The organism is Streptomyces krungchingensis, from assembly GCF_054729265.1.
Genome location: NZ_JBPUKY010000001.1, coordinates 521,063 through 531,817, shown reverse-complemented (window position 1 = coordinate 531,817; position 10,755 = coordinate 521,063). Strand labels below are relative to the sequence as shown.

Genomic DNA, 10,755 nt, shown 5'->3' with positions numbered 1-10,755 from the left:
CCATCTGGTACAGCAGCCAGGCCAACCGCATCACGGACGCCAGGTCGTCGTCGCCGTAGGCGGGGAACTTCCCCTCGGCCCACCGGGCCGTGAACGTCCTCAGCGCGTCGGGCACCGTGACTCGGCGGGCATCACGCAGTGCCGCCTCAGCACACGCGACAGCCTCTTCATACGAGTCGATCATGCCTCCTCACCCCCCTTGTCGCCGCCGAGTGACCCGTGTGCGCCCAACGCCTCCGTGAGGTCGTCGAGCAACCGTAGACGGAACGCGTCCAGGTCCAGTGGGTCGACCAGCCCGCTGTCGCCCAGGTGGTCGAGAAATTTGAGTGAGTCCTCCGTCCGGGCACAGAGCTGGGCCACCACCGGGTCCCTGATGTCCTGAGGAGACCACGAGGCGACCTCTGCCTTGGGGGATATGTCCAAAGTGGCAGTACTGGAACCCCCATCGGTGCAAACTGGAGGGGATTGAGGGTGTGTTCCAGCGCGCGTCTGCGCGCCGTGCGCCTGCCCGGAGCCGGGGACCACGACCGCTTCCTCGGACGGGGCAGCCGTGGTCGGGTGGGCCGGCGGGAGACCGGTGCCGGTCAGCCATTGCGCCAGACTCAGGGCGGACAGACCGGGGAACGCCTCCATCGCGCTGTCGATCGCCGTGGCGATCATTCCGTCCGGCGCGCTGGGAGCGGCCGAGCGCGGGGAACTGGACCCCATGAGCACGCCGACCAGCGTCTGCTCGGTGTCCTCGGTCGCTCTCTCGACGGGCCCGCCGCCGAACGCGCTGTAGTCCTTGGCCGGTCCGTCCAGCACCAGTTGAAGAGTCGTACGGCACGGGGCGTCCTGCGCGTGGTCGTGCACGACGCCGTCCACCGTGCCGTGCAACGGCCGCCGCACGCGCGGGGGAGTGTAGGGAGCCAGCCAGTCGTCACCCTTGACGACATGATCCATACGCGGGGTGGGCAGAACCTGGCTCGGCGGGGCCACCACCAGGATCAGGGCGAGGCCGGCCTCCGGCTGGAGGTCGACGACGCGCCCCTCCAGCTCCACCGGTTCTTCGCCGGCCAGCTCCAGGACCAGCGTGGAGCCGCCGTCGAGCGACTGCACGCATTCGAGGAGTGTCATGACGAAGAAACGGGTGATGAAGAAGCCGCCGCCCAGCACGGCATCGTGCTGACACAGATCGACCCAGTACTCGTCTTCGTTCATGAGTCCCTCAGGTCCGTTCGCGTACGGTCGGCCGTGGGCCGGAAACCTCAACTGTTCGTGCACCCGCTTTCCGTAGGCGCCTTGGATGTATGCCACCCACAACGCTGCCTCGTGCCCCACTGGTTCCGCTCCGACCCGCGCAGAAGGAGTGAAGGCGCATGGTGGCGAGGCAGGCGCACAACGGGGCGTGAACGTCTTTCACGCACGCCTCCTGCCGCTCACACGCGCCCCAGGGCGCGGCTGGCGCCCGAGATCACGGCGGTCGCCAGCAGCCACCCGGACACGATCAGGAAGACGGCCACGGCCTTGTCCCAGCCCGCGGGGTCGAAGGCGGAGCGGTAGCCCAGCGAGACGACGGGTACCAGGAGATCCACGCAGTACAGCACCGGATCGAAGGCCCGCTGGCCCGATCCGCCCACCGGGGCGGGCGTGCGCACCGAGAACCAGGACGAGCCCGCCGCCACCAGGGCCAGCAGCCACAGCAGCGCCCGCCGCGGGGCGTATCCGTAGCCGAACAGGACGTCCTGCACGGTGCCCCAGATCCGGCCGGTGAGCCGGTCCCCGCGCCGCAGGTGCCGCTCCCGCGCATGCCGTACGGTCCGCGCCGCCCGCTCGTCCCCGGAGGACTGGTAGGAGAGCGCCAGCTGTTCGAAGACACTGACCCCCGCCTCCTGGTCGAGGGCGAGCCAGCCGAGCCGGCCCTTCACGTCCAAGGGCGAGGTGGACCCGAGGCGCTTGTACACCAGCCCCTCGATGTCGAGGTTGCCCGCGCGGGGCCAGGCGGACGGATCGTCGACGAGGGCGCCCACGTGGGCGTCGCGCAGGACGATCCGTCCCTCGGGGGCGCCGCGCAGATCGAGGCGCAGCCGCGGAGTCGTCAGCCGGCCGAGGACGAGCCCCGCGTGCGGACCGGCCAGGGTGGCGTCGTGGAAGGTGACCACCGACTCGACGGTCGCTCCGCGCAGCAGGACCTGACCGCTCGTGTGGAAGCCCCAGTCCGCGTAGAACCCCCGGCCGCAGGCCAGTCCGGTGGCGTCCAGGCCACCGACCCGCGCGCCGTTCAGGCCGAGCGCGTGACCGACCCTGGCGTCGCGCAGATACAGCGCTCCGGTGGCCGTCAGCGCCTGCCCCTGCACGGCACCGTCGACCCGCAGCCGCGGCGCGAAACAGGACCAGGGGCCGGTGGAGAACAGTGCCAGCTCCTCGGCCACCAGATTGCCGGCGATCCTCGCGTCCGCGAGCCGCAGCGGCGCCTCGGCGGACGCCTCCGCGACCCGGCGCGGTGCCCGCACGCCGTCGCGGACGGGGCGTGCCTCGGCACCCAGCGGGACGGGACTGCCGGGCTCCGCGCCGATGCGGCAGCCGGCCAGCCGTACGTCGCCCTCGACCGCGAGTCCGTCCGCGACCAGTGCCGGAAGGTGCGAGGCGCCGAGATCCAGTGACCCCGCCGAAAGACCACGCAGGTCAAGCGAGTCGGTGAAGCGACACTCCACGAACTCCAGTGCGAAGGCGAGCTGCCGGTGTGTCAGATCCACCGGTCCGACCACGCGCGCACCCCGCAGCCGGAACGGACCCGACGCCGGGTCGTGGCCGACCACCGCGGCCTCCAGCCTGCTTGCCCCGATGGGCCTTCCGCCCGCCGCCGCCCGCTGCAGCCGGGCCATGTCGTCACGCCGCGCCATTGCCAGTTCCCCCGATTTGTTCCGCAGGCATATCACCACAACCCGCGTCGGCGCGGGACCGGTTCGGACAGACTGGGCCGATGAGCGCATGCACCTGCTTCGGTGAGGACGCGGCGGCCGCACTGGAGCAGTGGCAGCGCGGCGGGCCCACGCTGGACTTCGTGGAAGCGCTGCCGGACGGCGGCAGCGGAGCCCGGCTGGCCGTCTTCCACCACGACGGGGACGCGGACCACCCGGAACACAAGCTGCTGATCAAACTCTGTGCTCCGGACGAAGGCGCCGTCACCGAACCGCGCGACCTGGACATCGCCTGGAAGTCGGGCCCGTCGTTCGACAAGGGAGCGCGTACGTTCGACTTCCCGGAACGTCGGCTCGTCCGGCAGGTCTACCCGCCGCTGGCGGTGGCGGACACCTGGCTGATGTTCCTCGGCATCGCCCTCGACGACCGCGGTGATCACGAACTGACCCCGCTCAGCCGGCTCACCTCCTCCACGGAGCGTGCCGGCGTGGCCGCCGCCGTCATCCGGTCGGTGCTCGGCGAATGGAACCCGGATCCCGGTGCCGACCACTCCATGACGGCCCTGGAGTTCCTGCGGCGGGCACTCGGCCACCGGGCGTCCCCCGACAGCCGACTGGAGCGCACGGTGACCGGCCTCCTGGGTGCCGACGCGCAGCGCCCGCGCATCATGCTGCCGGGCCGTTCCGCATCCCTGCCGAACCCCCTTTGGTTCGCGGGCTCGCCGCTGGCCGGGCTGAAGCCGCCCACCGTCGCCCTGGGGCGCGCCCACTACGACCTGCACCCCGGCAACGTCATGGTGGAGACGATCCCCGCACTCGTCCCCGACGCCCATCGCTTCGTCGACCTGTCACGCTTCCAGCAACAGGGCCTGCTGGCACGGGATCCCGCCCACCTGACGCTGTGCCTGGTCTGCGACTACCTCCCCGAGCTGGGCGACCGTGCCCTCGACGACCTGATCGAACTCCTCGTCGCGGACGTGCCACCCGACCCGAACGAGGACCTGCTGCCCGCAGGCCTGCACACGATGGTGCGGCAGACCCGCTCCGCCCCGGACGAGTGGCGCCTCCGCAGGCGCTACTCCCTGACCGACTGGCGCCCCCAGTACCTGCTGGCCCTTCAGGCCTGCGCCCTGATGTTCGTCACACGTCGCACCAGCGAGCGCGAACGACGCTGGTTCCTGGAACTGGCCGCCCGCGCCTGCGCCGCCTTCGAAGGTGTGGCCAAGCCGGTCCCCTCGCCGCCGCAGCCGTCTCCCGCGCCCCCGGCCGAAGACGCCACGCCATCCCGCCCCGCGACGGAAGTTCCGCGGCCGACCGCCGTACGGACCGAACTCGAACGCCTGCGACCACAGTTGACCCATGCCCTGGGCCGGCTCTCCGACGTGCGCTTCGACCGCGTCCTCGACGAGAACCTGCGGACGGTCGTCCACCGGTGCGAACAACTGGAACGACTCGCCGCCCCAAGCACCGCGGCACGTGCCGACGACGCGGACGACCCACCGTGGCGACCCGTGCTGGCGACGGCCCGCGCGCTGCAGGAGCTCCGAAACCGTGGCGACGCCCGCCAGGATGATGTCGAGCGCGCCAGGGAGCGGTTTCTCGTGGCTCTGAGCGCCCTGCTGGACGACGGGACCGAACATCGGAACGCCTCGACCGGGCCTTCGATAGGGTCCCGATCATGAGCGTTGAGGTGCAGGTCGTCCGTGAGGCGACCGACGAGGTGGTCGGGGCGGTCGCTCGCCTGTTGCCGCAGCTTTCGGGCACGGCGAAGGAACCCGACCGTGAGTCGGTGACAGGGCTGCTGCGCAGTGACGCCAGCACGCTGCTGACGGCCCGGATCCAGGGCCAGGTGGTCGGCATGCTCACCCTGATCACGTTTCCGTTGCCGTCCGGCCTGCGGTGCCGGATCGAGGATGTCGTGGTCGACGAGACGGCCCGAGGGCACGGCGTCGGAGCGGCCCTGACGGCGGAGGCACTGCGCCTGGCCGAGGAGGCCGGGGCGCGGACGGTCGACCTGACCTCGCGTCCGTCCCGCGAGGCGGCGAACCGACTGTACGAGCGTCTGGGATTTCGGGGGCGCGACTCCAAGGTCTATCGCTTCGTCGTGCCGTCGTAGGCGGCGCAGAGGACACGGTGCGAGGCGCGTTGGAACAGAGCCTCCGACAGCCCTGCTCCAACGGCGCGCGGGGGAGCGGCGGGTGAGGCTCCGAGGCCTGTAATGAGCGAGTAACGGCCTCCTCCTAGCGTCCGTGCTCCCCCGTACCGTCCCTGGAGGAGCACCCCCGATGCACCTGTCCCGATCGCCCCGGCGCACAGTCGCCGTGTGGGCGGCGGCCGCGCTCACCGCGGCGGCCCTCATGACGGGGCTGCCGAGCGCGGCAGCCGACTCGTCGCCACCGGCCGAGAGCCCGAAGGTCGACTCCGCGTTGCGCGACGCCGTCGCCCACGGGCGAGAAGCGTCCTTCTTCGTCGTCCTGAAGGCACAGGCCGATCTCTCCGCGGCCCGCGGCAAGCTCACGCACGAGGCCAAGGCGAGGGCCGCGTTCAAGGAACTGCGCGCCCAGGCCACGGACAGCCAACGCTCGCTCACCGCCTACCTGGACAAGAAGAAGGTGGGTCACAAGGACTTCTGGATAGCCGACGCAGTCCACGTCACCGGCGACGAGAAGCTCGTCGACGAGCTCGCGAAGAGGTCGGACGTCGCCCGCATCGTCAAGGAGCAGCACTACAAGCTCGACGACATCGAGACCGCCGACGACAAGGTCACCACGTCGCGCACGGAGTCGGCAGCCGGCGGCGACGACACCCCGGAGTGGGGCGTCGCCGACATCAACGCCGACGACGTCTGGAACCAGTACGACGACCGCGGCGAGGGCATCGTCATCGCCAGTGTCGACTCGGGCGTGCAGTACAACCACCCGGACCTCGTCGCCCAGTACCGCGGCAACAACGGCGACGGCACCTTCACCCACGACTACAACTTCTACGACCCGACCGGCCAGTGCGGCACCAGCGGCGTCCCGTGCGACAACAACGGCCACGGCACCCACACGATGGGCACGATGGTCGGCAAGCACGGCATCGGTGTCGCCCCGAACGCCACATGGATCGCCGCCAAGGGCTGCGAGTCGTCCTCCTGCTCGGACGAGTCCCTGCTCGCGGCCGGACAGTGGATCCTCGCGCCGACCGACCACAACGGTCAGAACCCACGCCCGGACCTCGCGCCGAACATCGTCAACAACTCCTGGGGCGGCGGCGACACGACGTTCTACCAGGACATCGTCGAGGCCTGGAACGCCGCCGGCATCTTCGAGGCGTTCGCGGCCGGCAACGACGGTGACGGCACGACCTGCTCCACCGCCCACGCCCCCGGCTCACAGGCCCCGTCCTACGGCGTCGGCGCCTACGACTCCACAGGCAAGATCGCGTCCTTCTCCGGCTTCGGCCCGTCCCTGGTCGACGGCTCGATGAAGCCGAACGTCTCGGCACCGGGCGTCGACGTCGAGTCCACATGGCCGGGTTCGACGTACAAAGCCGAGTCCGGTACGTCGATGGCCACGCCGCACGTCGCCGGTGCCGTGGCCCTGCTGTGGTCGGCAGCCCCTTCGCTCATCGGCGACATCGACGAGACCCGCAAGCTCCTCGACGAGGGTGCGCGCAACGTCGACGACACCCACTGCGGTGGTACCGCCGACATGAACAACGTGTGGGGCGAGGGCAAGCTTGACATCCTCGCCTCCGTCGACAAGGCGCCGCACACCGCCGCCACCGTCACCGGCAGGCTCACCGACAAGGCGACCGGCGCCGCGCTGCCGAACGTCACCGTGAAGGCCACCGGCGCCGGCACCACACGCACGGTCACCACCGGCACCGACGGCTCGTACCGTCTGCCGCTGCCCGCCGGCACGTACTCCTTCACGTTCAGCGGCTACGGCTACGCCGTCGGCTCGACGACGGGTGTCACCCTCGCCGACAGCCAGGCCCTCACCCAGGACATCGCGCTGACCGCGGTGCCCTCGCACAAGGTCTCCGGCACCGTCCTCGACGTCACCGGCAAGGCACTCGCGGGCGCCACGGTCGAGCTGAACGGCGCACCGCTGGACGCCGTCACCACGGACGCCAAGGGCCAGTACTCCTTCGCCAAGGTCGCCGAGGGGTCCTACAGCCTGGCCGTCAAGCCGGCCACCCCGGTCCTGTGCAACGGCGTGTACACCGGTACCGCCACTGTCGGCCCGGCCGACCTGAGCAAGAACGTCCAGGTCCCCGACCGCACCGACAACTCGGGCAACTCCTGCGCCCCGGCCACCTACTCGTGGATCTCGGGTTCCAAGAAGGTCGCCCTGTCCGGTGACGAGGACGCCGCGAACGTCACGCTGCCCTTCCCGGTGAGCCTGTACGGCGTCCCGTACTCCTCCGCCTCCGTCACCACCGACGGCCTGGTGAACTTCCTGTCCTCGCGCGTCGGCGACTACAGCAACACCACGCTGCCGACCACCGGCGCCAACGGCGTGAAGGGCATCGTCGCCCCGCTCTGGGACGACCTGACGCTGGACGGCAAGTCCTCCGTGCAGACGGCCACCACCGGCTCCACGGGCAGCCGCAGGTTCGCCATCGTCTGGAACAACGCCGCCTACGCGAACGGCGTTTCGGGCCGTGCCACCTTCGAGGCCGTCTTCGACGAGGCCACCGGCGCCGTGACGCTCCAGTACAAGTCCGTCGCCGACAAGGGCGCGGGTGCCACCGTCGGCATCGCGAACCAGTCCGGCACCGACGCCCTGCAGTACTCCTTCAACCAGTCCGTGCTCGCCGACGGCACCGCCGTCCGCTTCACGCAGGGAGCCAAGTGATGAGCGCCCACCACTCGCGGCGGGCCCTGCGGCTCGCCTCCGCCCTGGTCGCGGCGGGCCTGTGCCTGACCGCCGCCCCGCAGGCGCTGGCCGCCGACGACAGTGGCTCGGCAAGGAAGCTGACCAGCGCCGAGGCCAGGACGCTGGCCGACCACGTGGCCATCGACCCGTACGACAAGGCCGAGGACACCACCGACCCGAAGACGGACGACGGTTCCGCGGCGACGGAGGACGGCTCCGCCAGCGGCTCGAAGCCGGACGACTCGGCCACCGACGTCGACCCGGCCACCAAGGTCACGACGACCGCGAAGTCCACGCTGGAAGGCGTGCGCGGCATGGGCGCCACGGTCCCGGTCGGCAAGAACGGCGACTACTACTCCGTCAACAGCATGGGCTATGTGCAGCTCCACGCCGCCGACGGCAGCGAGAAGTGGGCCCGTACCAGCAGCTCGTTCTTCACGGACTGGCAGGTCAAGCCGCTCCAGGTGTGGCGGGTCGAGCCGTATCCGGCGCAGATCCTCATGGGCTACAACGCGGTCTCGCCGTTCGCGGCGAACTCGGACTCCGGTTACTCGAGCGGTGACCTGACCGGCGACGGCGTCCCGGACCTGGTGTTCTCGGCACAGGTCGGCACGAACCCGTACCCGCGGGCGTTCACCTCGCCCGGCTCGGACCTCACCACCGGCACCTTCGTGACGGTCCTCGACGGCAGGACCGGCACCACGGTGTGGTCGAAGTTGTACAACCACGCCTCCATGGTGAAGATCGTCGACGGCACCCTGCTGATCGCCGACGCTCCCCGCATGAGCAGCGACGCGAAGGTCCCGGCGGCCTCGACGGTCACCCTGACCGGCATCCGCTTCACGGCCGCGGACGGCAAGCTGACGCCGGCCACGACGTGGACGTACGACACCAAGGAAGCCCGCAAGGCGAACTGGGGCGACATCGAGGACCTCGGTGGTGGCACGATCGCCGCCTCCTGGAACCTGGGCAAGGCCACCGGCGTCGACTCGCACAGCCGCACCGTCGTGCTCGACGCCGCCGACGGCTCGGTCACCTGGGAGTCCGACAGCTCGCTGTACAACCGCAAGCTGCGCCTGGACGCCGGCCGCAAGCGGATCGTCGCCCTCGAGCAGGCGGACGCCACGGACGCGGTGCGCTACGAGGTCGCCGCGTACGACCTGAAGACCGGTGAGCGCACCACGCTGGACGCCCGTGACAACGTGGTGCCCACCGCCCTGACGGTCGGCGACCTCGGCGGCAGGTCCGGCGCCGAGTACGCGGTCGCGGAGTCGTCGCTCGACGAGAACCTGTTCGTGAACGCGAGCACCGTCCGTGTGGTCGACGGCAGCGAGGGGAACTCGCTGCTCTGGTCGGACACGGTCAAGCGGGACGCCGCCAACAGCCACGACGGGCCCAGCATCTGGGGCCTCGACGTCGCCGACGGCTCGCTGGTCACCTCCGCCCAGGACGACCGCAAGCTCAACGATCCGGACAACCGCGGCGGTACGCGCTACGCGTCCCTGACCGTGTTCTCCGGCAAGGGCTCGGTCAAGTGGCGGCAGAAGGGCGTCGCCGCCGCCCCGATGTACCAGGACCTCTACCACGACGCCCAGGGCACGCATGTGCGCGTCGTCGACCAGTCGGAGAACATCCGTACTTTCAAGCTGGGCAACGGCAAGGCGGAGAACGTCACACCGCTGCAGGGCGACATCGCCTACGCCAAGGGCGCCGACCTGAACAAGGACGGCAAGACCGACCTGATCATGGGCGGTTCGTCCAACGGGGTGTGGGCCTACTCGGGCCCGTCGCTGACCGACGGCGGCAAGCCACAGAAGCTGTGGCGGGCCACCGTGCCCGGTGGGGTCCACGACATCGAGACCGGTGACGTCAACGGCGACGGCAGGACCGAGATCGTGGTCGCGGCCGACACGGCGACGGTCGTCCTCGACGGGAGGACCGGCAGGACGCTCACCACGATCGAGGCCGGCGAGGGCCAGTACGTCCGCTCGGCGCAGCTGGCCGACCTCGACGGGGACGGCGGACTGGACATCCTCGTCCCGACCGACGCCGTGCGCGCGTACAACGGCTCCGGCCATGCGCTGTGGACGTACAGTGCTCCCGCGGACGCGGGCGACGTACGCTTCGCCGACACCTCGGTCGACGACGGCAAGGTGTACGCCTCGTACGCCAGCGTCGACGCGTACGACCTGGACACTCCGGTGACGAACGCGGTCGCGCTCGACGCCAAGAGCGGCAGGGTCGGCTGGTCCGTCGCGCCGAAGGCCCCGGACACCGCGGTCGGCGGCATCCGTACCGTCATCCCCAACGAGGGCGTCTTCGCCTCCAAGGAGATCCCCTACGCCGACGGGCACGCGGTGATCTACCTGTGGGCCGTCAACGCGCCCATCAAATGGGGCTCCGACGCGCTGAGTCCGCAGAACTACTTCGAGATCCGCGACGGCCGCACCGGCGAGGTGCTGCACTCCGGTCTCGCGGGTGGCCTGTGGACGCACAACAGCTACTTCGTCAAGGACGGAGCACTGTACGAGGGCGGCACGGCGTCGTTCCGGCGGTACCGGGCGAACGGTGACGACACGACGCAGTTCGTCACGCCGCAGTCGTACGGCGGCGGCTTCATGACCGGTCCCGGCGGGCGTGAGCTCCTGGTCGCCGGTGTCGAGGGCGGACTGTACCTCTGGGACCCGAGCATCCTCGACTCCGAGGACAGCTGGGCACCGTCCGTCGGCACCATCGGCGCCCTCAACGGCGCCCGCAACTACTTCGCGGGCGACCTCGACGGGGACGGTGTCGACGAGGTGCTGTCGCTCAACAGCGACGACTCCGGCCGGGACCGCACCGTCGGCGAGTTCGGCGGCGGCTACTACCTGACCGACAACGGCATCCACCAGGTGACCGCGTACAAGCTCTCCTGATCCGAGCCGCTCCCACGGACCCCCCGGGCCGCGCCCGGGGGGTCCTCAGCTCGCTCGGTTAGAGTTGCGCTC

The 10,755-nt window shown here is 70.6% G+C and carries 6 protein-coding genes; 4 read left to right on the top strand and 2 right to left on the bottom strand.

Features of this window, described 5'->3' with window-relative positions:
* Window positions 1-180 precede the first annotated feature (180 nt).
* A complete protein-coding gene (locus tag ACSYGO_RS02455; protein ID WP_432177111.1) occupies window positions 181-1,200 on the bottom strand; it encodes a hypothetical protein in 1,020 nt (339 codons plus the stop codon).
* Between the two features lie 218 nt (window positions 1,201-1,418).
* On the bottom strand, window positions 1,419-2,882 hold the full coding sequence (locus tag ACSYGO_RS02450; protein WP_460385632.1) for a hypothetical protein: 1,464 nt from the start codon (window positions 2,880-2,882) through the stop codon (window positions 1,419-1,421).
* Between the two features lie 80 nt (window positions 2,883-2,962).
* Here ACSYGO_RS02450 and ACSYGO_RS02445 point away from each other — a divergent pair, with 80 nt between their 5' ends.
* The 4 genes from ACSYGO_RS02445 to ACSYGO_RS02430 all read left to right on the top strand — a co-directional run bounded on the left by ACSYGO_RS02445 (window position 2,963) and on the right by ACSYGO_RS02430 (window position 10,683).
* On the top strand, window positions 2,963-4,582 hold the full coding sequence (locus tag ACSYGO_RS02445; protein ID WP_460385631.1) for a hypothetical protein: 1,620 nt from the start codon (window positions 2,963-2,965) through the stop codon (window positions 4,580-4,582).
* Complete coding sequence (locus ACSYGO_RS02440) at window positions 4,579-5,016, top strand: GNAT family N-acetyltransferase (RefSeq protein ID WP_460385630.1); 438 nt, start codon at window positions 4,579-4,581, stop codon at window positions 5,014-5,016. Before ACSYGO_RS02445 ends, ACSYGO_RS02440 begins: the two co-directional genes overlap by 4 nt.
* Window positions 5,017-5,185: 169 nt before the next feature.
* Window positions 5,186-7,747, top strand: a complete 2,562-nt coding sequence (locus ACSYGO_RS02435; protein ID WP_460385629.1) for a S8 family serine peptidase — start codon at window positions 5,186-5,188, stop codon at window positions 7,745-7,747.
* Window positions 7,747-10,683 (top strand): FG-GAP-like repeat-containing protein, encoded by a 2,937-nt coding sequence (locus ACSYGO_RS02430; RefSeq protein WP_460385628.1) that lies wholly within the window; start codon window positions 7,747-7,749, stop codon window positions 10,681-10,683. The genes ACSYGO_RS02435 and ACSYGO_RS02430 overlap by 1 nt, the downstream gene beginning before the upstream one ends.
* Window positions 10,684-10,755 lie beyond the last annotated feature (72 nt).